The sequence below is a fragment of the Pseudoalteromonas sp. NZS11 genome (assembly GCF_015864765.1).
Taxonomy (GTDB): Bacteria; Pseudomonadota; Gammaproteobacteria; order Enterobacterales; family Alteromonadaceae; genus Pseudoalteromonas; species Pseudoalteromonas arctica.
Window position 1 is genome coordinate 14214 of record NZ_JADYWP010000002.1, and the last position, 24697, is coordinate 38910.

The window sequence follows — 24697 nt, forward strand, 5'->3', positions numbered from 1 at the left end:
TGTGTACAATTCGTCCTCGTAAATTTTATCTCCACCGTCACCGATTGAGGTTGTTTCATGACCGAGCAAAAAAAGATTAACTTATTAGATTTAAACCGAGAAGCAATGCGCGAGCTATTTGCATCGTTCGGTGAAAAGCCGTTTCGTAGTGACCAGGTGATGAAATGGATTTATCATTTTGGCGTAGATAACTTCGACGATATGAGCAACGTAAACAAAAAGCTTAAAGAAAAACTTAAAGCTGAGTGCGAAATTGTAGCGCCGGAAATCACTGTGCGCCAACAAGCAAGCGACGGTACTATTAAGTACGCACTTATTCTGGAAGGCGGCCAAGAAGTAGAAGCCGTTTGGATCCCTGAAAAAGAGCGCGCTACGTTATGTGTATCATCACAAGTGGGTTGTGCTCTTGAATGTACTTTTTGTTCTACTGCTCAACAAGGCTTTAACCGTAACTTAAAAGTATCTGAAATTATTGGTCAAGTTTGGCGTGTAGCTAAAGATATAGGCCTTGATGGTCATAGCGAAAAGCGCCCAGTAACTAACGTTGTAATGATGGGTATGGGCGAGCCTTTACTTAATCTTAAAAACGTAGTGCCAGCAATGGAACTAATGATGGACGATTGGGGCTTTGGTTTATCTAAGCGCCGCGTAACATTAAGTACTTCAGGCGTTGTACCTGCTCTTGATTTACTAAAAGAGAAAATTGACGTAGCACTGGCTATTTCACTTCACGCACCCGATAACGCACTGCGTGACATTTTAGTGCCAGTTAATAAAAAGTACCCTATTGAAGAATTTTTAGCCTCGTGTCGTCGTTATATCGATGGCTCAAAAGCAAATAAAGATGTAACGGTTGAATACGTTATGCTTAACGGTATTAACGACAGCACCGATCAGGCGCATGCATTAGTGCAAACGTTAAAAGGCACACCTTGTAAGGTAAACCTTATTCCGTTTAACCCATTCCCGGGTAATGAATACACGCGCTCAAGCAATAGCCGTATTGACCGTTTTTCAAAAGTATTACAAGCAGCAGGCGTTACCTGTATTGTTCGTCGTACTCGCGGTGACGATATTGACGCTGCTTGCGGACAGTTAGTAGGTGACGTAGTTGACCGTACTAAACGTTTAGCTAAAAAGAAAATGCGTGACGATAACGCAATTAGCGTTAATATCCACCAAGCATAATCTGTAGCCACCCTATGTGAATTAGTCATGTAGGGTGGTTAAGTTGTTTATTTTTAAATAAATGATGCAAGACTAAAGGTTTTAGGTAAGATAGGCGCCATGGACTAAAAATAAAGAGATAAGGTAATGCGATCTATACTTGCTATAACACTATCAACACTTGCCTTAAGTGGCTGTGTTAGCGAAAGTAGTTATAACGGCAGTAATAAGCCCGTCGTCGAAAATAAAATTAATAATACTGGCGCAGCACGAACACGAATTGCTTTAGCCTTACAGTATTTAAAAACGGGTAATAACTCTCAAGCCAAATACAATTTAGAACGTGCAGCTGCATTCGCTCCTGACCTACCTGAAGTACATTACTCTCTTGCTTATTACTATCAACAAGTAGGCGAAAACCCGCTAGCTGATAAAGCCTACCAAAAAGCACTCGAAATAAAGCCTGACGACCCTAATACCCTTAATAACTACGGTGTGTTTTTATGTGGCATTGATGAATACGATCGTGCAACTGATCAATTTTTAAAAGCCATTGAAGTACCAAGCTATATTCGCGTTGCCGAAAGTTACGAAAATTTAGCCTTGTGTGCTATTGAATTTGATGATTTTGAAAATGCAGAAAGTTACTTTCAACAGGCACTTAATCACAGCTCTCAGCGTACATCTACGTTAATTAGTTTAGCAGCGCTGTATTACGCAAAAAGTGACTTATACAAAGCCAGTGAACTTTTAAAACGCTACGAAAGCACAGGTCGAGTATCTTCTCGCGCATTAATGCTTAGCTACCTTGTAAAAAACAGAATGGGCAGAATAGAAGAGGCTGAAAAAATTTCCAGCACTATTTTACAAACTTACTCTAGCAGTAACGAAGCCTATGCATTAAAAGAGAAAAGAACACGTTTTAATGAGTTTGAAATACTGCGAGAAAAATACCGTAAAGCGCAGTTAAAAGAACTAAAAAATGACGAAAGCGGCGCGCACGTTAGTTCAAAACCAAAAATAAAAGTAATCAGAAAGAAACGTTCACCACAAGACGGTTCAACAAGCTTGGTAACAAACGACGAGCAAAAAACAGATAAAAAGATCGCAATAGCAAATAACCAAGATGTAAATCCAGTTATAGTAAGAGAAAAGCAAGCTAAGGCGGTACAAAACACGGTCAGTAAGCAAGCCGATGAAACAGCCGTAATAGCAAAACAAATAACAACTCAAAAAGAAGAAGTTCCTAAAGTCGTAGCGCCAAGCAACCCTACCGATACATCGGCTGTTATGCTTGCACTTACTACTGAGCACGACTCTGCAGATTCCGTAGTAGCTGCACCTAAAAAAGCTAAGCCCGTTTACGAACCTCAAAAAGAAGCTATAGCAGCAAAGCAACCAACTAAAGCTGATGACGAAGTTACAATAATTTCGTTTGGCGCACCTAAAACAGGCCAGTTTAATTCGCAGCAAACTAGTAACTATAGTAATTCAGTTCCTGCAGTTACCGCTCAAAAAAATAGTAGTGACGTGGTATTCTACGAAGCGACTAAAAATACAACTGTATTTGAAAATAGCAGCTATCAAAATGATGCAGATATTGAATTTAAAAGTTACGAAGCAGTACAAAAAACAGAGCTCCCAATGCTTAACCCTAAAGTATCGCCTTTACGCGTGCCATTTCACGTAATTGCTGTTGGCGAAAACCTATTTAGCATTTCGGTGCGATACAATGTTAAACTACAAAAGCTCCTGCAATGGAATGGTCTAAAAGAGTCGGATCGGGTAATGAATGGAAGTAAAATATACCTAAACGATCCAAATATTTATTACGAAATTAAAGCTGGTGATTCCCTTTACGATATAGCTACCCAGCGGCATGTATTAATTGATGAATTAATGCGATGGAATAAATTAAGTCCTGATATAGCACTAAAACCAGGGCACAAACTTTTACTAGTGGATCCAGACTCATACACATTATGAATGAAGAAAATACGCAAACACAGAGCGAACAGCCAACTGTAGGCCAGATATTAAAAAATCACAGAGAACAAGCGAACGTTAGCATAGCGACTATTGCTGCACCGTTAAAGCTGTCTGAACTTCAAATTAAACGCCTTGAAAATGATGAATTTACATTACTCGGCCCTATTACTTTTGTTAAAGGCTATATAAAAAACTATTGCCGTGAATTAAAAGTAGATAGCGCACCTATTTTAGCAATGATGCCAGCCCCACCAGAGCCGGCTAAACCCGCTAATATGCAGAGTTTTTCACGCCGTACAGAAAAAGAAGCAAACGACAGTCGTTTAATGTTTTTTAGCTATTTAATTTTAGCGATTGTTATTGGCTCATCTGCTTTATGGTTTTGGCAAAACGCGACACCTATTGAAGAGCAAACGAGTAACATAAACGTTGCCAACTCAAAAATGAGCGAGCGCCAAGCCGCTCAACCCAGTATTTCAGAGCAACAGCAACAAGCCGAAATTGACGATGAATCATTATTAGAATCACAAAGCACGTCTAGTGAAACATCAACAAGCCCAGAAATAGTTAAAGAAACGGCTCCTATTGCTTCTAACAGCGCAAGTCAAGAAGATGCTAGCAGTACAATTGTCATGAACTTTAATGGCGAAAGTTGGGTTGAAATTTACGACGGCGAAGGCGAAAAAATAGCATTCGGCGTTAAAAAAGCAGGCTACATTATGACCGTAAGCGGTACGCCTCCTTTTTCAGTTGTGCTTGGTAAGCATGACGCTGTAGACATTACTTTAAACGGTGAACCTGTAGATGTTTCTGCATTTCCTCAAAACCGTTTAGCCAAATTTACATTACCACTAGCAGAGTAGTCGCTATGTTTTCAGAATCTCCAATTAAACGCAGAAAATCCACCCGAATCAATGTAGGTAACGTCCCTATTGGTGATGGTGCCCCTATTGCAGTGCAATCAATGACCAACACCGACACCATGGATGTTGATGCAACTGTTGCACAAATACAGGCAATACAAGATGCAGGTGCCGACATAGTCCGTGTATCAGTACCAACAATGGATGCAGCCGAAGCGTTTAAAAGTATAAAAGAGCAAGTAACGATTCCGCTAGTTGCCGATATTCATTTTGATTATCGTATTGCCTTAAAAGTAGCAAAATACGGTGTAGATTGCCTGCGTATAAACCCGGGTAATATAGGTAGTGAAGAGCGTATTAGAGCCGTAGTAGACTCAGCACGCGAGCACAACATTCCTATTCGTATTGGTGTAAATGGCGGTTCACTAGAGCGCGACTTACAAGAAAAATACGGCGAACCAACACCAGAAGCCTTATTAGAATCAGCAATGCGCCATGTAGATATATTGCGCCGCCTTGATTTTGACCAATTTAAAATATCAGTAAAAGCGTCTGACGTATTTTTAGCTGTAGGTGCATATCGCTTACTCGCTAAAGAAATAGACCAACCACTGCATTTAGGTATTACCGAAGCGGGCGGCATGCGCTCAGGCTCTGTTAAATCTGCAGTAGGTTTAGGTATGTTATTAGCCGAAGGTATTGGCGATACCCTGCGTGTATCACTTGCTGCCGATCCTGTTCAAGAAATTAAAGTCGGCTTTGATATCTTAAATTCATTGCGCATTCGTTCGCGTGGAATTAACTTTATTGCCTGCCCTAGCTGCTCACGCCAAGAGTTTGATGTAGTAAGCACCATGAACCAACTTGAAGAGCGTTTAGAGGATATTATTGAACCGGTATCGGTTTCGGTAATTGGCTGTGTTGTTAATGGACCAGGTGAAGCGCTTGTGAGTGATATAGGGCTTGCCGGTGCAAATCGTCGTTCTGGTTTGTATATAAATGGCGAACGCCAAAAGGCGCGCATTGATAACAACAACATTGTTGACCAGCTTGAAGGTTATGTACGCGACTTTATAGAGAAAAAGCAGAACCAAACACCGATTGACATAAAAATAGTCGAATAAATACCGCATAAAGCGCCAAACAGCGGTGTTTGGCGTTTACCTTTATAGCTAAAACGCTATAATGGCGGGTCAATTTTTAGCATTCTTGTTGTGTAAGCATTTTTCATTACACAAAAAAACAGCATTTAGGATTTATCAGTGGCAAAACAAATTCAGGCAGTTCGCGGTATGAACGATTGTCTGCCGGGCGATACACAAGTTTGGCAGAAAGTAGAAAACATTTTACGCGAGACAGTAGCATCGTTCGGTTATCAAGAAATTCGTTTTCCTATTGTAGAATCAACCGACTTATTTAAACGCTCTATTGGTGAAGTTACCGATATAGTAGAAAAAGAAATGTACACCTTTGCCGATCGCAATGGCGACTTATTAACACTTCGCCCAGAAGGCACCGCAGTATGCGTACGTGCTGGCAACCAAAATGGCTTACTATATAATCAAGAACAACGCCTTTGGTACATGGGTCCAATGTTTCGTCACGAGCGTCCGCAAAAAGGTCGTTACCGTCAGTTTCACCAATTTGGTTTAGAAACATTTGGTATTGCTACAGCAGATATAGACGCAGAAGTTATTTTATTAACAGCGCAACTATGGGAAGCCTTTGGTATTACTGACCACGTTCGTTTAGAGCTAAATTCTTTAGGATCTAACGAAGCGCGTGCAGATTACCGTGATGCGTTAGTAGCCTACCTTGAGCAACACATTGATGTGCTTGATGAAGACTCAAAACGTCGTATGTATTCAAACCCATTACGCGTACTTGATAGCAAAAACCCAGACGTACAAGCAATTTTAACTGATGCGCCTAAATTGTCTGAAAATTTAGATGCTGAATCAAAAGAACATTTTGCAAATTTATGTGAACGTTTAGACGCTGCTGGCGTCTCATATACGGTTAATGAAAAGTTAGTACGTGGTTTAGACTACTACAACCGCACTGTATTTGAATGGGTAACCGACAGTTTAGGTGCACAAGGCACTGTATGTGCTGGCGGACGTTACGATGGCTTAGTTGAACAACTTGGCGGCAAAGCAACGCCAGCAGTTGGTTTTGCAATGGGTCTAGAGCGCTTAGTATTATTACTACAAGCACTTGAGTGTGTAGGTGACATTCGTCGTAATGCTGATGTATATTTAGCAGCAATGGGCGACAAAGCAAGCATTCAAGCTCCTGCAATTGCAGCGCAACTACGTAAAGACGTATCGGGTTTACGCGTTATGGTACATGCGGGCGGCGGCAACTTTAAAAAACAATTAAAACGTGCTGATAAAAGCGATGCACTTGTTGCAGTGATTATTGGTGAAGATGAATTAGAAAAAGGCGTTGTGACCATCAAGTATTTACGCGAGCGTAAAGAACAAGTCACATTAGAATTAGAACAAGCTAAAGCGCTATTAGCTGAGCTTATTAACGGCTAAGCGAACATTAGAGGTAAGAATGGATATTTATTCAACAGAAGAACAACAAGCAGAAGCCATTAAACGCTTTTTCCGTGAAAACGGCATTTCACTTGCGCTAGGTATACTTGTTGGCCTAGGTGGCTTATATGGCTGGAAAGCATATAACCAAAACCAAATTACTACCGCTGAAAAAGCATCAGATTCATATACAGCGCTTGTTGAAAGCGACGATGTATTATCTTCAGCTGATGCGTTTATTAGCGAAAATAAAGACACAAACTACGCAACACTTGCTGCATTCGTTGCTGCAAAAGACGCAGTAGAAGCGAAAAAACTAGACGTAGCAAGCGAAAAGCTAAGCTGGGTTGTGTCTAATACGCCAAATAAAGAATTAAAAGCAATTGCGATTACACGTTTAGCACGTGTTCAAATTGCGCAAACTAAATATGACGATGCATTAACAACATTAAATGCACCATTACCTGAAGCGTTCAATGCAAACGTGGCCGAGCTTAAAGGCGATATTTACACTGAGCAAGGTAATAAAGATCAAGCACGTACTGCATACCAAGCAGCAATAGATGCGGGTGGATTAACAAGTAACCCACTATTACAAATTAAGTTAGATGACCTAGCAGTAACTAGCCCAGCGGCATAAGGTTTTAGGCATGAAAAAATTTACAACAGCAGCCCTTGCCCTATGTATGGCAACATTGATGGGTTGTTCATCAAGTGATGATGAAGATGAACTAGTACTTCCTGAAATTGTAAACCAATTTGAAACTGACGTTGTTTGGCAAGAATCTGTAGGTGATGGCGTAGAGCATTATTTTTCTCGTTTAACACCCGCAGTTTACAAAGATACTGTGTATGTTGCTAGCCGCGAAGGCCAAGTAGAAGCGCTTTCGCTTGATAATGGCGATACAAAATGGGAAACCGATGTACGCCAAGATTTATCGTTTTGGCCTTGGGCTGACAACGGTAATGCAAAATTATCAGGTGGTATTTTGCAAGCCTATGGTAAAATTTATATTGGTTCTGAACACGGCTTTATTATTGCTCTTGATCGCGAAACTGGTGAAGAAGTTTGGCGTAAAAACGTACCAGGCGAATCTCTGTCTAAACCAACAGCAGGCGATGGCTTAATATTTGTAAATTTAGGCTCTGGTAAATTGTTAGCACTTCACCCAGATACAGGCGAAGAGCGTTGGAGCTTTGAACAAGAAGTTCCACCACTAACATTACGCGGACAAAGCTCGCCAACCGTTGCTAACGGTGGTGTATTAGTAGGCCTTGAAACAGGCAAGCTAAGCGTATTAATTTCAGACAGTGGTTACTCAGCATGGAGCGCAGAAATTGCGGTTGCTAAAGGCGCATCAGAATTTGAACGCCTAGTTGACGTAGACACTCAACCACTTATTAGCGGTCCGTACGCTTACGCTATAGCTTACAACGGCAACTTAGCCGCTGTAGATATTCGCTCTGGCAATGTTGTATGGAAACGCGAGTACAGCAGCTACCGCGAAATTGCGATGGATGCACAAACAATTTATTTAGTAGATAGCGATGGTGTTATTTACGCATTAGATAAAAATTCAGGTATTGAACGTTGGAGCCAACCCGCTCTACGCGGTTGGTACCTAACAGGCCCTGCAGTTGCAGGTAGCCACTTAGCTTTAGGCGACCAAGAAGGTAACCTACATTGGCTAAATAAAGAAACTGGCGAGCTAGTATCTCGTGAAGACTTTGACAGCTCGGGCTTTTTTGTTGAGCCAGTTGTTGCCGACGATAAGCTAATTTTATACACCCGTGATGGTGAAGTTAGTATGGTAAAAATACCAAACTAAGTTACTAATAGTCATATGGTTTTTTTAAGGCTTCGCACTGCGAAGCCTTTTGTTGTTTTTTAAAGAGGTAGTTTATGCTTCCCGTGATCGCTCTAGTTGGGCGACCCAATGTGGGCAAATCCACATTATTTAACCGTTTAACACGTACTCGTGATGCACTCGTAGCCGATTTTCCAGGTTTAACACGAGATAGAAAATATGGCCAAGCTAGTTACGATGGCTATGAATTTATCGTGGTAGACACGGGCGGTATTGATGGCTCAGAAGAAGGCATCGAAATCGAAATGGCAGATCAATCTCTGCTAGCTATTGAAGAAGCTGACATTGTTCTGTTTTTAGTAGATGCTCGTGTAGGTATGACCGTAGCTGACCAAGCAATTGCTAATCACTTGCGTAAACAAGATAAAAAGTGTTTTGTTGTTGCCAATAAAACCGATGGTATTGATGCAGATTCAAACTGTGCTGAATTTTACCAATTATCATTAGGTGAAATTCATCATATTGCTGCATCGCATGGCCGTGGTATTACGTTATTACTTGAGCAAACACTTCAGCCGCTTATCGCTGAATTAGCTGCACAAGACGAAGACGTAACAGGCGATGACGAAGAGCTTATTAATCTTTACGAAGAAGATGAAGACAGCGATACCGATCACCAGGCATTTGCAGACAAACCTGTAAAGCTTGCGATTATTGGTCGTCCTAACGTTGGTAAGTCAACGCTTACAAACCGTATACTGGGTGAAGATCGCGTAATTGTATACGACATGCCAGGTACAACACGTGACTCTATCTACATTCCGATGACTCGAAATGAAAAAGAGTATGTGTTAATTGACACCGCAGGTGTTCGTAAGCGTAAAAAAGTAAGCGACGTAGTTGAAAAGTTCTCTGTCATTAAAACGCTTCAAGCAATCGAAGATTGTAACGTTGTGTTATTGATTGTTGATGCTCGCGATGGTATTTCAGATCAAGATTTAAGCTTATTAGGCTTTGCTCTTAACTCAGGTCGTTCATTGGTAATTGCAGTGAACAAATGGGATGGCTTAGACGATTACGTTAAAGATCGTATTAAATCAGAGCTCGATCGCCGTTTAGGCTTTATTGACTTTGCACGCCTACACTTTATATCTGCACTACACGGTACAGGTGTTGGTCATTTATTCGAGTCTGTTGACGAAGCGTATGAATCAGCGACTAAACGTATAAGTACTGCAATGTTACGTCGTATTATGGACATGGCTCAAGCCGATCACCAGCCGCCACTTGTTCGTGGTCGTCGTGTTAAGCTCAAATATGCGCATGCCGGTGGTTATAACCCACCACGTATTGTTATTCACGGTAACCAAGTTAAAGATTTACCAGATAGTTATAAACGCTACCTGATGAACTACTACCGTAAAGCGCTTAAAATTATGGGCACACCTATCAAAATCGAATTTAGAGAAGGTGAAAACCCATTTGCTGGTCGTGTTAATAAAGTAACACTGTCGCAAAAGCGTAAAATACGTGCATTTGCTAAAGAAAACCGTAATAAATAAACTTTTCAAGAGTTAGTTTATTACAATAAAAACGGCGTACTTTTTAGTACGCCGTTTTTGTTTTAATATGTTATTAAGAGTTACAAACCAAGTAAAGCTAAGCGCACCAAGTTCTCAACGGTGGTTTCATGTGCACTTTTATTTTTATTAGTTGGCGTAAACCTAGAAGTAGGTGATTTAATAGTTATAAAGCCATGATTGGTGGCCATTTCATGAGCTAATAGCTTTCGCTCTTTAGGTGTTAAATGGTTTTCGTGTATTTTTGCCAGTTCACCGCTATCAAGCCATATGCCTGCACAACCTGGGCATTCGTCTATTTCAACCACTTTAAGCGGTGAAAAATACCGGCGCATCATCACAATACTTGGGCATTTAGGACAATTTACTCGCATTGAGACATCGCCCTCACCTTCAATATAATTACTTAAATGTTTAAGTAATACCTGACCATGCTTTAACGCTGGCGAGCTAAACTTAAAAATTTGGCTGTTATCAAAAAATACGCCGCCTTGCACTGAAGTGTAAACAGTAATACCGCCAATTAATAATGGCTCAAGAGAGGCATTTGTACGTGGGCATAACATTCTAAAAATCCTTTTTATTTTAATACCTAGCTTACACTACTTTATTCAAGCGCTTTATGAATAAGCCCAACAAGTGGCGTTGGCAATTTAATATTACCTGCAAGTACAAACTCATGCGCTTCATCTGACATTTTTTGCCATGTACGGCGAATAATACCAATCCATTTTTCTTCATTGTAATCTGGTTTTGCACTGGCAAACCCAAGCATGTAGTGTTCAATAAACACCAAACTCGCTACATCTTCTACTAATTGGCTATCTGGATTGCGCTTAATATCTTTTTTAGCAACTGCATTATAAACACGGTTTTGGTCTGTATCGTTAAACCCAGCTTGTTTCATTAATTCAACAACTAGTGACGCATGAAATATATAAAGTGCACTGCGCCATTGATGATAACCCTGCTTATTCATTTCAAAATCACTACGTGGCGATTTCCAACGTTGAATATGTTGCGCACGCACTCCAACTTGCATAAGTTCATCGGCATCAGGTTTAAAGCGAGTTAGCATTTCGCTCATACGCTGTGAGTATAAATACTCTTTTGGTAAACTTTCTCCATTGTGCTGCTCAGTATTTGGATCTTGGTTATTAGCTTCATCAATCAGCGCTATTACTTTATTAAACATGACGGTCTTTTATTGTAATTAGTTTTAATCATTCTAAACGCTGATAAAACAATAAACTAGTGCCCCACTCACTTCAGCGGTGAAATTTGTTCAATCAAAAAGTAAAACCAACAGATACAGGTTATAAAATTAAGCGCATTAGTAAAGTTAACTTGTTATTATCTTAGAAACAAAAATGACACATGTGCGTAAACTAATAAAAATTAACGCGCTAAAAATGAGAATTATATGTTTAAAAAAACAATTTTAGCTATTTGCTTAGCTGTAGCTTCACTGCCGAGCGCAGCCGATAGTAATGCAGATTTAAAAACCATTCTTGATAACCATTGGCAAAATGCAAAAGCCGAAAAAATATTTTTTCGTACCGACCCTGATGGTTGGAAACCCAGTGGTACATTACCAAATTGGACCGAGCAAGCCATTGCAAAGCGCCAAGCATATAATAACAGCGTATTAAAAAGCTTAAATAAAATAGACTCTAAAACGCTGAGCAGCTCGCAACTAATGAACTACCGATTATTTAAATATGAGCGAGAAACAGAGCAGAAAAGCTACCTTTTTCAAGATAAGTATTTTCAGGTAAATTTTTTAAGTGGCTGGCATACTTACTTTGCAGAAGCACCAGCTAATATGGCATTTTTAACAACCGATGATTACAACGCATTTTTAGTAAGCCTTGCCGACTACCCTCGCTTTAATCAAGAAAACATTAACTTGATGAAGGAAGGGATTGAACTAGGGTATACGCACTACTGCAAAACATTTGAAAATTACAGCCAGAGCATTAACGCTCATATAGTTAAGCAACCTGAAAACAGCGCCTTATACGAGCCCTTTACACGTATACCAAATACGTTTACAGCAGAGCAAAAGACCACATACCAAAACAAAGCAAAAGCCTTAATTAGCTCAAAAGTAGTTCCGGCTTATCAACACTTTTACGACTTTTTTGAAAACGATTACATGCCTAACTGTAGAACAGAGCCGGGTATTTCAAGCGTTAAAGGCGGGCTTGAGTATTACAAATATGCAGTTAATTACTACACTACAACCAATACCACACCAAAGCAAATACACGAACTTGGCTTAAAAGAAGTGGCGCGTATAAAAACGCAAATGCAAAACATTATTGATAAAGTAGGCTTTGATGGCACTTACAGCGATTTTTTAGAATTTTTAGCAACCGACGAGCAATTTTACGCAACAGACGCGCAAGACTTACTTGAAAAAACAGCCTTTATTACGCAAAAAATGTATGGCAAGTTACCAACCTACTTTTATCATTTACCGCGTAACACCTTTACAATAAAAGGCTCAGCGAGTCGCGGCGCGTTTTATATGCCTCCTGCTGATAACCGCTCCCCTGGCACTTACTTTTTAGCCTCAACACCTAAACTACAGCCATTATATAATTTAGAAGCACTTAGCCTTCACGAGGCAATACCAGGGCACCATTTACAAAACGCCATTGCAATGGAGTTAGACGTACCCCAGTTTAGACGCACACTTAGCCACTCAGCATTTGGCGAAGGTTGGGCACTTTACACCGAACGTTTAGGTAAAGAAGCCGGCTTTTATCAAGACCCATACAGCGACTTTGGTCGTTTAGGTTACGAAATGTGGCGTGCAGTGAGGCTTGTTGTTGATACCGGTATTCATGCATTTGGTTGGAGCCGCCAAAAGGCTATTGACTATTTGGCAGATCACACTGCTTTGCCACAAAGCGCGGTGGAGGATCAAATAGATCGTTATATTTCATGGCCAGGCCAAGCGCTTTCATACAAAATGGGCGAAATAAAAATACGCGAACTGCGCGCAAAAGCTGAAAAAGAACTAGGGGCTAAGTTTGATATTCGCAGCTTTCACGACACCGTAATCGGCCAAGGCTCGCTGCCTATGGAAGTGCTAGAAGACGTAATAAACGATTGGATAGCAAAACAAAAATCGGCTATTTAACATTCAAGGAGGCGGTATTATTTGCCGCCTCTTTCTAAATGGACTTTTTAATGAAACACCTACTTATTTTTATATCACTCATTTTATTTAGCAGCCAAGCAAATGCTTTTTGTTTAGACGCATCAAACTACATAGAGGGCGTAAAATATGGCGTTTGTGGTGAGCACACGGATTCTATTGTGCTCACTTACTATTTTATTATATGGATGCTTTTAAATGTGTTATTTGGGCAGACCCTTAATAAACCAAATATACACATAGGTTTTAAATATTTACTTTTTCTCTGTGCATTCCCACTCAGCCCGTTAGTTCTTTTAATGAATTTAGCTGGAATGATGGTATCTCGGCTTTATAAAAAACACTTAAATACGACAGAAAATAAAACCCAACTTAACCCTGATTATGCAAAATCCGTCATTAAAAAAACTAGAGTGAATCAGCTAATAATTGGCGAGTACACTTTTGACGGTATGCAGCAGTCTTTAATTAAAGAGGATGCCCACTACACATTAGAGCCCAAATGCATGCAAGTACTTAGCTATTTAATAGAGCAACAACCAAGAATTGTTAGCCTTGAAGAGTTACATAATAACGTATGGGAAAATCAAATTGTAACCGACACTGCAGTAAGGCGAGTTATTAGCAAACTGCGTGTGGCCCTTGGCGATAACGACACAAAAAACCCCAAATATATAAAATCTATAATGAAGCGCGGATACCAACTAATTGCTGAAGTAAAAACACAAGCAACTGATTAATAAGTATTTATAAAAGTTATAACCATACTTATGTCATGGTTATAACTTTGTAATAACTAACTATCAGCTTTATTATCGTTATTTTTTACCTGACGTTTTAATTTATTACTGCGGTGTACATCACCCATTTCAAATTAAACAATTAAGGAAGAAAATATGAAACACTTATTACCTCTATTACTAGTATTAATCATAACAGTAATTACATTAAGCCTTATCAACAGCAACGAGTGTATAGAAATAGGTAACGCATCTATTGCCAGTATTTCATTTGGCACTTGTGATTTAGCTAACTCTCAATCAAACATATCACCACTTTTAGCTTTCTTTTGGTTAGCCATTAGCGTTTGCTTTGCAATCACATTACCTAAATCAACTATTGCTAATAAGTACAAAATTGCCTTATTTATACTTGGTTTACCACTAACTGTTTTTGTTTATTTAATTGCCTATATATCTGAAAACATACGCCAAGCAACTCAATCTTTTAAGTAAGCCTATATGAGCAAGTAGTACTTGCTCATCCTTTCTTAATTAAATACAAGCGAAAATTAATCCTCACCCGCTTTTGCTTCGTACCACTTTAGAGTTTTAAAACCTGAGCAAACCTATGAGCAAACGTATTTTATATTGGCTACAAAACGATTTACGAATAGACGACAACCCTATTTTAAGCGAACTTGCTACTGAGCAATGTGCGCTCGATATTGTATTTGTAATAAATCCGCATTGGTTTAAAAATAATAACTACCAACAAAAGCCATATGGAGTGCATAAACAACAGTTTTTAATGCAAAGCTTATTTGAGCTGCAACAAGCACTTATTGAACGCGGGCAAACACTGCACGTACTTGAGGGTGAACCTGTTAGTGTTTTGAAGCAGCGCATAGCTGAGCAACACATTGACGAAGTGGTGTGCAGTGAACATGTTGGAACATACGAGCAGCGCCAACTTGCGCGACTAAAAGCACATTGCCCACACGTCATATTTAAAACAACTCAACAGGACACCTTATTTAAACAAAGCGACCTCCCTTTTGATTTAAACGAGCTGCCTAAAAGCTTTACTCCATTTAAAAAAAAGGTAGAGGCGATGAACATACCTATAACAACCTCAACTCTGCCTAAAGGTTTACTTCCTCAGCCTATAACATTATGTGCTGCAAACCCAATTGAGCTTAATGAGCATACTAATTATAACAACGCAGTAATGCATGGCGGGCTTAAAAGTGCGCAAACACATTTAAAGCAATACTTTTCAGGCTTGCTACCAAGTACTTATAAAACAACTCGAAACGAGCTTGATGGCTTTAATAACACCACAAAATTTAGTACCTGGCTTGCTTTTGGCTGTGTAAGTGCGCGGCAAGTTTATAAAGCCGTTGAACAGTACGAACATAACCAAATAACAAACGAGTCTACCTACTGGATTAAATTTGAATTGCTATGGCGAGAATATTTTAAATGGCATGCACTTAAAGCAGGTAAAAACCTATTTAGTTTTAAAGGTCAAAAGCAAACAAAACCCCTTACTACGTTTATGCCAAACCGATTTGCTGCGTGGCGTAATGGCTCAACACCTTACCCATTAGTCAATGCCATTATGAATGAGCTTAATGCGACCGGTTATATATCAAATAGAGCAAGGCAAGTTGCAGCAAGTTGTTTAGTTAATGAACTTAGCCTTGATTGGCGCTATGGTGCGGCTTATTTTGAACAACAATTGATTGATTACGATGTAGCAGCAAACTGGGGTAACTGGCAATACATAGCAGGTGTAGGCGTAGATCCGCGTGGCGGTAGGCACTTTAATATTGAAAAACAAACGTTACAGTTTGACCCGCACGCTGTTTACACTAATAAATGGCAAGGCAATGAAAATTCCAGCACGCAACTGGATAATGTAAACGAAGTTGATTGGCCAATTTAAGCCGCCAATCTAGTTAACCTGAGTTCTGGATAATAAATCTATCTCAAGCAGCTATTTTTAGCGCTAACTGCGTTGAATTTACTTGCAATAGGCCAGCTATTGACGCGTAAGTTCGCCTTGTTTTCAACAAAAATTTCTAGCCAGAGAGAAACAAGCTTAAATATCGTTATTATTTATAGCGTTTTTAAATCTCTTAACCAGAATTCAGGTTATTCATACAAAATTTAAAATAGTTCAGCAATACCCATATTAATAGCGTAACCACCCAAGGTTAAAAACAAAAATAAACAGCCTGCTAATAACAGCGGTTTTATACCAGCTTGGCGAATAGCGCCAACATGTGTGCGTAAACCTAAAGCCACCATCGCAATGGTGAGTAATATATTATCAAACCAAACAACTGCGCTTGTAGCCACTTGAGGAATAACTGATAGCGAATGTACACCACTTGCCACAATAAATAACACCGCAAACCAAGGGATCGTAATACCTGCTTTTTGCTCGCCGCCATGCACGTTATTGTTTGTTTTAGCATGCTTTTTACTTTGCCAAAACGATAAGCCCACTAAAAATGGCGCAAGCATCATCACGCGTAGCATTTTTTCTATAACGGCGGTATCAGCAGCATTGGCGCTTACGGCTGTACCCGCTGCAACCACTTGCGCTACTTCATGAATGGTTGAGCCTACAAAAATACCGTATGCGTGCTCACTCAGTCCCATGTAATCAAACATGATTGGGTAGGCAAACATACTTAACGTGCCAAACACCACCACCGTTGCCACCGCTACTGATACTTTATGCGCCTGCGCTTTTATTACAGGCTCGGTTGCCATTACAGCTGCTGCGCCACAAATAGAGCTACCTGCGCCAATTAATATTACTGTTTGATCATCAAGCTTAAATACTCGCTTACCAAGCTGTATTGCTAATATAAACGTACCGCTGAGCATAACAATATCGGTTAATAACCCACTCCAGCCAACGCCTGCTACCTGTGCAAAGGTAATTCTAAAACCAAATAAAATAATACCCGCTTTGAGTAAAATACTTTTAGCGTAATCAACACCTATATCGGTTTGCGTAGCAATACGCGAAAACACACTGTTACCCACAATAATGCCAAGCACTATACCAATAGTTAAAGAGCTAAACTGGGCACTTTGCATTACCGGCAACTTACTCAGCGCAACAGCAACACCCGCTAAAACAATAACCAATAGTATTCCTAGCCACCAACGCGAGTTGGTATACTGCTTAGTATTAATACTAAAAAGCTGTGGCATATCTTTAATTGCACTAAGCATAGTCATCCCTTAATAAAGTCATCGTGATTAATTGACTTCATTTTAAGAAAGCGCAAAATATAACTCCAATACATTAAAATCATGATTCGATAACTTAAGGTTATGTGATTTGAGAGGCACAATGAACTTGCATGCACTTCGGGTGTTTTATACGGTTGCTAAATTAGGCAATTTTTCAGCAGCAGCTGAGGCGCTTTTTATAAGCCAACCAGCTGTGTCTAAAGCTTTAAAAGAGCTTGAGTATCAGCTAAATATACAACTTATAGAGCGTGCATCTAAAGGCAAAAAACTTACCTTAAGCGAGGGCGGCCAAGCCTTGTATGATCATGCTCGTAGTATTTTTGCTATTGAAAAGGCAGCCATTGAAGATATTAAATCACGCACAGGGCTTAAGCGCGGCACACTCGTTATAGGCACCAGTACAACCATTGCCAGCTATTGGCTACCGCCCTATTTAGCCAATTTTTGCGCGCAGTACCCCCATATAAAAGTAGAAGTACAAGTTGCCAATACCGCGCAAATTGAGCACGCCCTACTAGAATGCACTATCGATTTAGCACTGGTTGAAGGCACACCAACCGAGCCACATATTATAAGTAAGCACTGGCAAAACGATTTAATGAGTATCGTTATACCCAGTAACTTTAAGCCCACGAAAGACTTAAAACCATGGTTAAACAAACAGTTTTGGCTACTGCGCGAACCAGGCTCGGGCACTTTAGAGGTCTCGGTTAAATTACTACAGCAACATGGCATTACAGCAAAAAACAGTATGCAACTCGGGAGTAACGAAGCAATAGCAAGGGCCGTCACTCAAGGCATGGGCGTTGCTTTATTGCCTAATGTAGTCACTGAGGATTTAGTACAGCTAGGTAAATTAACACGGCTAGAACAGCCAAATAACGTCGAGTTATCAAGACCATTATACCAATTACACTATAAAGACAGACCCTCTTCACATGCCGCACAAGCATTCGAAAAAAGCCTATTTAGTGAATAATGTTTGATCTGAGCTGTAAGTCGAGTAAGAAAATGGTTGTGTAACATTAATCGCTTGTTGTGGTGTTACCTTAATTTATTATATATAAGCCAACTAGTTAAACCCATTGAAAGTACTAATAAATGAAGAACCAATGTTGCACGATTAAATTCACTAAAAAGACTAAGTAAAAAAACTGGAAGTATACTTAAGATTAAAACTACAGGTAATTTAAATAAATTTAACTTTTGGAGTAATAAGCTAATAGGTAATCCGTAAATGAACATTAAAGGATAGAAATAAAATAAACTTCCCATACCTATTGATACACCAAAACCAACACCTGAAATTAATGAACTAAGAGAAGTATAATTTTCTATACCCGCATAAAAATAACAAAAACCAAGGACTGGTAATACAATTAAAGGGCTAAGAATCGCAGAAATCAAATTTTTACGTAGATCCTTAGACATATTAAGAAACACCATAACGAGCTTGTAGATTAATTAGTTTTTTATTTGTTTTAATTGATATGCAAACCATAGCTGAATTCCTATTTTGGCTCAGCCAAAGGGGGAAAATTTTGGCCTTACACATTAAAGTATTCATGGGCTACTCATAGCAGCACACCTGCTAACTTATAAACCTATTTGCTAAATCGTTAACCCCAAATACGAACAAGCTCTATTTACAAACCCTGCGTTAAATCTTGTGCCAATGTACCCGTTGGCTTTTCAATTACGCGTACTAACTCTTTACCATCGTCTTTTACTATAAACGTAGGTGTGTATTGTAAATCGTTAGCTTCTGCAATGCCTCCATCGTCTTGCTTGTTGTAACCCACCGCCACATAGTCAATGCTTGCAAGTTGTACTTTCGATGCATCAATTAACTTAATGAGTTTTGGTACTTCGCGCTCACTGTCGTGGCACCATGTACCAAATAATACTATTAGCTCTTTGCCTTCTAGCTTTTGCATTAGGGCAATGTCTTGTGCTGTTGGCGTAAACGCTTTGTATTGTTCGTTAAACTTGTCGTAGTCGCTTAGCAGTACATCAGTGGAAATTCCGCCCGAAAACGGTGCATCAGCAGCGCAGCTTACAAGCGGCATGCTTAAAGCGCACAGTAAAATTAATTGTTTAAACATAAGGTTGCTCTTAATTTAGGTATTAATTTAGGTATTAATTTAGGTATTAAACGACTATACCCAATATTGAGCGTGGAGTGAATAACTCTCAGGCGTTACTTTTTATCCATAAAAAAGTTTACTTGCGATAAGTTAGTTAAATATTCTCGCCTTACGTCTTTATTCTCAGCTAGCTTGTCTAAATCACCAATCAAGGTAACTAGTTTATTATGAGAATGGCTGCTTGTTTTTTTAAACTCATCTTGTTTTTCGTCGCTCTCAACACGCTCTTTTTTATTCATGTTGTAGCTGTTTTCGTTTTCTTCAAGCCAAATATCATCAATTAAGCGAATGTCACTTTTGCTAATGGTTTGCTCTTGCATCGCCATTTGCAGCTCGTATTGATTAGTTTGCGGATTAAACTCAAACATTTTTGTATCAACATCAACCTCGTGAGACTGATCAAGCCCCACAAGCTCTTTATTTTTAACGGCGGTGTTTACGTTATAACTCTCTTCTTTGTCGTAATAATCAGGGCGACTGTATTGATAATCAAAGTGGCTGCTTACATTTTTACTTTGCGTTACACCGCTAAGCTCCCCTAATTGGGCTTGTTCAGTCGCTTGGCTTAGCTCAATTGTACTTTTAGGTTGATAATCGCCGTTATCCAGCGCATAAGAAAATGTAGCATCAAAATCAGCGAGCTTAGAAATCCCCGCACCCAATGTATTTGGCACTTTATTATTAAGCCCTTGGTAACGGGCATCGTTTGTAATCATGTTATCAACCAAATCGGCAACCATGGCGCGCCCGTCATTAAAGTGCTGTTCTGCAAGTGACTCCAAATTGCTATAACGCTCAGCAGCCGACGACATGCTCGCAAAAGCGCCTTTAAACAATGCAAAACCTTGCTGCATTGCCTCATCGCCGTTGCGCCCAAATGCCGACTCTTTATCGTCTTCGGTACTGTTTACTCGGCTATCTTCTAAGCTTTGATCTAGCGACGCTAAATACTGCTGCATTTGCTGCGCGTCTTTAGCGCCAATGGTTGACATATCGAGTGCAAAATCAATGTCGTTTTGCCCACCTACTGCTTTAAACACAAGTGCTTGCTGGTTTGATGCTTCATCAATGGAGTAACTTAAATCAAGCGTATTCTGGGCAGTATCAAGCGCATCATTTTGCGTTGTCGAAAACGACACATTAAAACCGGCTAACTGTTCACTATTAAAGCCCGCTAAAAAATCTAAGCTCATGTCTGTTTGATTTGGGACTATAAGAGGATTGAATGAATTTTCACTCACTTTAAAAAACTCATCGGCCATTTCGCCAACACCCGCCATAACCTGCGTTAAAGCCGCATGTTCAGCCTCAGATAAATTGCCATTAACTTCGTAACTTATGCCAAAGCCATCTATCGCTTCACCTGTTTTTTCATCATAACCTTGCGATGAGTTAAAGGTAATGTTTATAACATCGCCTTCTTTAGTTTTTACCGAGAGCTCAAACAGGTAGTTATCGTCATCCTCGTATTTTGCGCGATTAAGGCTTTCCATGTATGGATTCAGTGAGCGCTCAACACGTTGCTGGCTTGAGGCTAAAAACGTTTTTTGCTCATGCCCAAGCTGACCTAAACTCGATAAAATATCGCTGGTATTAGCATAAGCACCCTGAATATTTTTAACTGACGTATTTAATCGCTCAATTAATTGGGTACTGTTTTCGTTTTTTAATAACCCCTCATGCTGAGAGCTTATTACGGTGCGCAGGGCAAGTTCTTCATCGGAGAGTTTATAGTTAAGCGTGCTTGAAATAGTAAATAACGAGGTAAGTTGCTGCTTTAAAACGTCCTCTACTTTTTGATTACTGGCTAGTGCTTCATCAAGAGTTTCGTTATTTAGCTGGCTTAATAATTCATCGGATATTTTGGGGGCGTTAGTTTGTAAATCATTAATAGCTTGAAGGTCGCTACCGGTTAGTAGCGAAGGACTCACAGAGGTTTGGTTAGCGTTATTAACTGATTGGGCAAGTAAAGTGCTTAAATTAGACTGGCTGCCAAGTGCATTATTAACCATGATTATCCTTAATCGCTAAACCCTGTTAAGTAATTTATCGGTCACAGCATTAAAAGCTTTAGCTTAAGGAGACGTTTTTTACCTATTATTTATACAAACAACCCATTAATAAATTAAATAAACATAAATGACGTAAATCTAAACCGGATAAATCCAAATCGGATAAGCGTAGGTCGGATAAGTACAGCGCCATCCGACAATTCACCACTCTATTTATTTACAACACGCCTGACTCTTAAGGGCTATTCTGTTCGCTTACCACTTTCATTTGTTTCTTTTATTCTTTGTACTAAAAAGTCGACCGCCGCTTTTACCTTTGGTACTAAATAGCGCTGCTTTTGATACAACAAATAAACCGCCATGGTCGCATTTTGGCTTATCGCTAACTCATGCTCAAATTTAAGCTCTTGTAACTGGCCAGACTCAAGGTATGAGTCGAGCGCCCACCGAGTTGACATTAAAATGCCCTCACCATTACATGCTTTTTTAGCCAGCCACGATCCGTTATTTGAAATAGCGACCGCAGGCCCAGAAACGTCGTGCCATTGCTCATCCACTTTACATAACCACGGAGTTGGCCCCGCTGGCGTTTTAAAATAAAGGCCACTGTGGCCCTTTAATTCCATAACATTAGTAGGTACACCGTATTTTTGTAAATAACTCGGTGACGCAACAGGAATAAAGCCGTTATCCATCAGTTTTATTGCCAACACGCGCTCATTTGGCGCATAGCCACCGCGAATAGCAATATCAACATCGTCACGCCCGAGTGTCGACAGCTCATCACTTAAGCTAACATCTAATATAATTTCGGGGTATAGCCCGCTAAATTCATCAAGCAGTGGCAGTAATATTTTGTCACCAAAACTCACCATTGAGCTTATACATAATCGCCCCATGGGTGTTGTTTGATAACTGCGCACAGCTTCGTGGCTTTGCTCTAGCTGATTTAATATCTGCTGAACATCGTTATAGTAAATTTGCCCAACTTCGGTCAATTTAACTATGCGGGTCGAACGCTTTAAAAGCGTCGCCCCTAGGCTTTTTTCTAAATCAGCAACTCGCCTCGACAACGACGAGGGCGGCACATCAAATGCTTTGGCGGCTTTGGTAAAACTGCCCGTTTCAACCACCTTAATAAAATACCGTATGGCTTTTAGTTGATCCAAGTCGCTTCTCCATTACATAAAATGCTTTATTGTCTTAAAGACAAAAGTGATTCGCATTTTCCCCTATATATAAGCAAATTAAAACAAGTAATAATGTACTCAACCTAAAGACAGGGACTTAAATTGCATTTTTTGGCAATTAAACACCTTCACTTAATGATGGAAAGCTGACTTATGATTACTTTGCACGGTTTTGCTGCTAGCAACTATTACAACCTAGTTAAACATGTACTTTTACACAAACAATTGCCATTTACAGAACACCTTGTTTACGGCGGTAGTGAAGAGTTACTAGCAATAAGCCCTGCAGGCAAAGTGCCTGCAATCACAACAGCTAACGGCCTTAATATTTCAGAGTCGAGTGTTATTTGCGACTTTATAGAAGAGTCGTACCCACAAACCCCGCTATATCCTGAAAATGCAGGTGAGCGCGCAGTTGTACGTCAAATTATGAAAATGGCAGAGCTTTATTTTGAACTGCCAAGCAGACGGTTCATCCCTTATGTATTTTCAGGCGCTGAAGTAACCGACACAACTAAAGCCGAAGTACGCCAAGTATTAACGCGTGGCGTAACCGCTTTGAGTAGCGTGTGTAAGTTTTCACCTTGGATTGCAGGCGAGCAATTTACAATGGCAGACATTTACGTTTATTACGTAAACACCATTGTTAGCGCCTTTGGCTCAAGCCAGCTTGATTGGGATGTACTTGCACAAGTACCCGGTATGAAAGAGTGGAACGAATCAATGAGCCAATTAGCCATTGCCCAAAGCATAGAGGCCGATCGCCAATCAAATATGGCTGAATTTATGCAAAAAGTAAAAGCGCAAATTCAAGCAGCAAACGCTAAATAACGCGTAGCTATAAAAGTAATCTATTCTAAATTTCAATTACTAACTCAGTATCGCCAATACAATAATGTGATTGGCTTAACAAATTTAATTCTTTGCAGGAGACACCTATGACAGATAAAAATATCCAACTTACTTCAACTATCAGCGAAGACAATAAACTAACACTTGCCTTAAAAAACATCGAGATGCCAAAGCCGAATGCCGATGAAGTGGTTATTCGCATTGAAGCTGCACCATTAAATCCATCAGACTTAGGCGTTTTATTCAGCGCAGCTGATATGTCTACTGCAAAGCAATCGGGTACTGATGAAGACCCGGTAATTACTGCCGATGTTCCAGCTCAATTTATGCCATCACTTAAAACCCGTGTTGGAAAAGCAACACCTGTAGGTAATGAAGGCGCAGGCATCGTAGTGGCAGCAGGCTCATCACCAGCCGCACAAGCATTAATGGGTAAAACCGTTGCAGTAATTGGCGGCGGTACGTATCGTCAATTTATATGTGCCAATGTACAAAGTTGCCTAGAGCTAAAAGAAGGGACTACTGCTAAAGAAGGTGCATCATCTTTTGTTAATCCACTTACCGCACTAGCAATGGTAGAAACCATGCGCGCTGAAGGCCATAAAGCTATTATCCACGCCGCAGCGGCCTCTAACCTTGGCCAAATGCTAAACCGTATTTGTATTGCCGATGGCGTTGATTTAATTAATATTGTTCGCAAACCAGAACAAGAAAAATTACTGCGCGATATGGGTGCAAAATATATTGTTAACTCAAGCAGCGACACTTTTCTTGCTGACCTAACAGCTGCAATAATCGAAACCGGTGCAACTATAGCGTTTGACCCTATTGGTGGCGGCCAACTAACAAGTGACATACTTAACTGTATGGAAGTTGCAGCTGCGCGCGATATGAAAGAGCACACAATTTATGGCTCTGATACATTTAAACAAGTGTACATTTATGGCGCACTAGACCGCGGCCCTATTACATTAAACCGTAACTTTGGCTTTGCTTGGGCTGTAAACGGGTTCTTGTTATTTAATGCTTTAGGTAAATTAGGCACAGATACAGTAATGAAAATGCGCAAACGCGTTGCTGATGAAATTACCACTACATTTGCGAGCAACTACACGCACGAAGTGTCATTAGCTGAGGTGTTACATTTACAATCAATCGCGGCTTATTCTAAACAAGCAACAGGCGAAAAGTACTTAATTAAACCTCAAGCTTAACTAAATATTCTTCGTTAAAAATTAAAAAGCAGATGCTAATTAGGTATCTGCTTTTTTGTCGTATTAAAAACTTTAAAATATAATGAATGCGCAATAGGCTCACTAATTGTTATTGAATTTATAATTTTTAATACACTCAAGCCATCAATGAAATTCTGGTATAAA

General features: G+C 39.8%; 22 protein-coding genes. 15 read left to right on the forward strand and 7 right to left on the reverse strand.

The genetic code is table 11. The features are described 5' to 3' along the window. Positions 1-57: 57 nt before the first annotated feature. From I6E82_RS03870 to der, 8 genes are all read left to right on the forward strand, one after another. Positions 58-1188 carry a bifunctional tRNA (adenosine(37)-C2)-methyltransferase TrmG/ribosomal RNA large subunit methyltransferase RlmN gene (locus I6E82_RS03870; RefSeq protein ID WP_007583420.1) on the forward strand — a complete coding sequence of 377 codons (1131 nt, stop codon included), beginning with the start codon at positions 58-60 and terminating at the stop codon, positions 1186-1188. Between the two features lie 126 nt (positions 1189-1314). Next, positions 1315-3153: a type IV pilus biogenesis/stability protein PilW gene (gene pilW / locus I6E82_RS03875; RefSeq protein ID WP_101216261.1), complete on the forward strand. Its 1839-nt coding sequence runs from the start codon at positions 1315-1317 to the stop codon at positions 3151-3153. Further along, entirely contained in the window at positions 3150-4019 is an 870-nt protein-coding gene (locus tag I6E82_RS03880; protein WP_101216262.1) for a RodZ domain-containing protein, read from the forward strand. Before pilW ends, I6E82_RS03880 begins: the two co-directional genes overlap by 4 nt. Before the next feature lie 5 nt (positions 4020-4024). Then, positions 4025-5143: a flavodoxin-dependent (E)-4-hydroxy-3-methylbut-2-enyl-diphosphate synthase gene (ispG, locus tag I6E82_RS03885; RefSeq protein ID WP_197116807.1), complete on the forward strand. Its 1119-nt coding sequence runs from the start codon at positions 4025-4027 to the stop codon at positions 5141-5143. A 138-nt stretch (positions 5144-5281) separates the two neighbouring features. Further along, positions 5282-6562, forward strand: a complete 1281-nt coding sequence (hisS, locus tag I6E82_RS03890) for a histidine--tRNA ligase (protein ID WP_197116809.1) — start codon at positions 5282-5284, stop codon at positions 6560-6562. A 19-nt stretch (positions 6563-6581) separates the two neighbouring features. Beyond that, positions 6582-7202 (forward strand): YfgM family protein, encoded by a 621-nt coding sequence (locus tag I6E82_RS03895; RefSeq protein WP_197116811.1) that lies wholly within the window; start codon positions 6582-6584, stop codon positions 7200-7202. Positions 7203-7212: 10 nt separating this feature from the next. Then, positions 7213-8391 (forward strand): outer membrane protein assembly factor BamB, encoded by a 1179-nt coding sequence (gene bamB / locus I6E82_RS03900; protein ID WP_007583433.1) that lies wholly within the window; start codon positions 7213-7215, stop codon positions 8389-8391. 74 nt (positions 8392-8465) lie between these two features. Continuing rightward, positions 8466-9932: a ribosome biogenesis GTPase Der gene (gene der / locus I6E82_RS03905; RefSeq protein WP_024592997.1), complete on the forward strand. Its 1467-nt coding sequence runs from the start codon at positions 8466-8468 to the stop codon at positions 9930-9932. Between the two features lie 80 nt (positions 9933-10012). Here der and I6E82_RS03910 read toward each other — a convergent pair whose 3' ends face one another. Further along, positions 10013-10516, reverse strand: a complete 504-nt coding sequence (locus I6E82_RS03910) for a TFIIB-type zinc ribbon-containing protein (RefSeq protein ID WP_197103434.1) — start codon at positions 10514-10516, stop codon at positions 10013-10015. 41 nt (positions 10517-10557) lie between these two features. Next, entirely contained in the window at positions 10558-11145 is a 588-nt protein-coding gene (locus I6E82_RS03915) for a DUF4202 domain-containing protein (protein ID WP_197116813.1), read from the reverse strand. Positions 11146-11373: 228 nt separating this feature from the next. Here I6E82_RS03915 and I6E82_RS03920 point away from each other — a divergent pair, with 228 nt between their 5' ends. The 4 genes from I6E82_RS03920 to I6E82_RS03935 all read left to right on the forward strand — a co-directional run bounded on the left by I6E82_RS03920 (position 11374) and on the right by I6E82_RS03935 (position 15789). Next, positions 11374-13101: a DUF885 domain-containing protein gene (locus I6E82_RS03920; RefSeq protein ID WP_197116815.1), complete on the forward strand. Its 1728-nt coding sequence runs from the start codon at positions 11374-11376 to the stop codon at positions 13099-13101. Positions 13102-13151: 50 nt separating this feature from the next. Then, on the forward strand, positions 13152-13859 hold the full coding sequence (locus I6E82_RS03925) for a winged helix-turn-helix domain-containing protein (RefSeq protein ID WP_197116817.1): 708 nt from the start codon (positions 13152-13154) through the stop codon (positions 13857-13859). Between the two features lie 156 nt (positions 13860-14015). Further along, positions 14016-14354 (forward strand): transcriptional regulator, encoded by a 339-nt coding sequence (locus I6E82_RS03930; RefSeq protein WP_197116819.1) that lies wholly within the window; start codon positions 14016-14018, stop codon positions 14352-14354. Positions 14355-14469: 115 nt separating this feature from the next. Continuing rightward, positions 14470-15789: a DASH family cryptochrome gene (locus tag I6E82_RS03935; RefSeq protein WP_197116821.1), complete on the forward strand. Its 1320-nt coding sequence runs from the start codon at positions 14470-14472 to the stop codon at positions 15787-15789. Positions 15790-16013: 224 nt separating this feature from the next. Here I6E82_RS03935 and I6E82_RS03940 read toward each other — a convergent pair whose 3' ends face one another. After that, a complete protein-coding gene (locus I6E82_RS03940; protein ID WP_197116823.1) occupies positions 16014-17096 on the reverse strand; it encodes a YeiH family protein in 1083 nt (360 codons plus the stop codon). 121 nt (positions 17097-17217) lie between these two features. On the opposite strand from I6E82_RS03940, the gene I6E82_RS03945 reads away from it, so the two are divergent. Continuing rightward, a complete protein-coding gene (locus I6E82_RS03945) occupies positions 17218-18096 on the forward strand; it encodes a LysR family transcriptional regulator (RefSeq protein WP_197116825.1) in 879 nt (292 codons plus the stop codon). Positions 18097-18161: 65 nt separating this feature from the next. On the opposite strand, the gene I6E82_RS03950 is transcribed toward I6E82_RS03945, so the two are convergent. The 4 genes from I6E82_RS03950 to I6E82_RS03965 all read right to left on the reverse strand — a co-directional run bounded on the left by I6E82_RS03950 (position 18162) and on the right by I6E82_RS03965 (position 22445). Further along, the gene (locus tag I6E82_RS03950) at positions 18162-18548 is read right to left on the reverse strand and encodes a hypothetical protein (protein WP_197116827.1); all 387 of its coding nucleotides are present in this window, start codon (positions 18546-18548) and stop codon (positions 18162-18164) included. Between the two features lie 215 nt (positions 18549-18763). Next, on the reverse strand, positions 18764-19222 hold the full coding sequence (locus I6E82_RS03955) for a thioredoxin family protein (RefSeq protein WP_197116829.1): 459 nt from the start codon (positions 19220-19222) through the stop codon (positions 18764-18766). A 95-nt stretch (positions 19223-19317) separates the two neighbouring features. Then, the gene (locus I6E82_RS03960) at positions 19318-21276 is read right to left on the reverse strand and encodes a hypothetical protein (protein ID WP_197116831.1); all 1959 of its coding nucleotides are present in this window, start codon (positions 21274-21276) and stop codon (positions 19318-19320) included. A 242-nt stretch (positions 21277-21518) separates the two neighbouring features. After that, the gene (locus I6E82_RS03965; RefSeq protein WP_197116833.1) at positions 21519-22445 is read right to left on the reverse strand and encodes a LysR family transcriptional regulator; all 927 of its coding nucleotides are present in this window, start codon (positions 22443-22445) and stop codon (positions 21519-21521) included. 174 nt (positions 22446-22619) lie between these two features. Here I6E82_RS03965 and I6E82_RS03970 point away from each other — a divergent pair, with 174 nt between their 5' ends. Together I6E82_RS03970 and I6E82_RS03975 are read left to right on the forward strand one after the other, a co-directional pair. Beyond that, positions 22620-23297, forward strand: coding sequence for a glutathione S-transferase family protein (locus I6E82_RS03970; protein WP_197116835.1), 678 nt, complete (start codon positions 22620-22622; stop codon positions 23295-23297). A 107-nt stretch (positions 23298-23404) separates the two neighbouring features. After that, entirely contained in the window at positions 23405-24532 is a 1128-nt protein-coding gene (locus tag I6E82_RS03975; RefSeq protein WP_197116837.1) for a zinc-binding dehydrogenase, read from the forward strand. The last annotated feature ends 165 nt before the right edge of the window (positions 24533-24697 follow it).

Coding starts and splice junctions, on each gene's coding strand:
- I6E82_RS03945 (WP_197116825.1), top strand. CDS start 17,218: ATGAACTTGCATGCACTTCGGGTGTTTTATACGGTTGCTAAATTAGGC.
- I6E82_RS03910 (WP_197103434.1), bottom strand. CDS start 10,516: ATGTTATGCCCACGTACAAATGCCTCTCTTGAGCCATTATTAATTGGC.
- der (WP_024592997.1), top strand. CDS start 8,466: ATGCTTCCCGTGATCGCTCTAGTTGGGCGACCCAATGTGGGCAAATCC.
- I6E82_RS03970 (WP_197116835.1), top strand. CDS start 22,620: ATGATTACTTTGCACGGTTTTGCTGCTAGCAACTATTACAACCTAGTT.
- I6E82_RS03915 (WP_197116813.1), bottom strand. CDS start 11,145: ATGTTTAATAAAGTAATAGCGCTGATTGATGAAGCTAATAACCAAGAT.
- I6E82_RS03895 (WP_197116811.1), top strand. CDS start 6,582: ATGGATATTTATTCAACAGAAGAACAACAAGCAGAAGCCATTAAACGC.
- I6E82_RS03930 (WP_197116819.1), top strand. CDS start 14,016: ATGAAACACTTATTACCTCTATTACTAGTATTAATCATAACAGTAATT.
- I6E82_RS03955 (WP_197116829.1), bottom strand. CDS start 19,222: ATGTTTAAACAATTAATTTTACTGTGCGCTTTAAGCATGCCGCTTGTA.
- I6E82_RS03935 (WP_197116821.1), top strand. CDS start 14,470: ATGAGCAAACGTATTTTATATTGGCTACAAAACGATTTACGAATAGAC.
- bamB (WP_007583433.1), top strand. CDS start 7,213: ATGAAAAAATTTACAACAGCAGCCCTTGCCCTATGTATGGCAACATTG.
- I6E82_RS03880 (WP_101216262.1), top strand. CDS start 3,150: ATGAATGAAGAAAATACGCAAACACAGAGCGAACAGCCAACTGTAGGC.
- I6E82_RS03925 (WP_197116817.1), top strand. CDS start 13,152: ATGAAACACCTACTTATTTTTATATCACTCATTTTATTTAGCAGCCAA.
- I6E82_RS03960 (WP_197116831.1), bottom strand. CDS start 21,276: ATGGTTAATAATGCACTTGGCAGCCAGTCTAATTTAAGCACTTTACTT.
- I6E82_RS03940 (WP_197116823.1), bottom strand. CDS start 17,096: ATGCTTAGTGCAATTAAAGATATGCCACAGCTTTTTAGTATTAATACT.
- I6E82_RS03950 (WP_197116827.1), bottom strand. CDS start 18,548: ATGTCTAAGGATCTACGTAAAAATTTGATTTCTGCGATTCTTAGCCCT.
- I6E82_RS03975 (WP_197116837.1), top strand. CDS start 23,405: ATGACAGATAAAAATATCCAACTTACTTCAACTATCAGCGAAGACAAT.
- I6E82_RS03870 (WP_007583420.1), top strand. CDS start 58: ATGACCGAGCAAAAAAAGATTAACTTATTAGATTTAAACCGAGAAGCA.
- pilW (WP_101216261.1), top strand. CDS start 1,315: ATGCGATCTATACTTGCTATAACACTATCAACACTTGCCTTAAGTGGC.
- I6E82_RS03920 (WP_197116815.1), top strand. CDS start 11,374: ATGTTTAAAAAAACAATTTTAGCTATTTGCTTAGCTGTAGCTTCACTG.
- ispG (WP_197116807.1), top strand. CDS start 4,025: ATGTTTTCAGAATCTCCAATTAAACGCAGAAAATCCACCCGAATCAAT.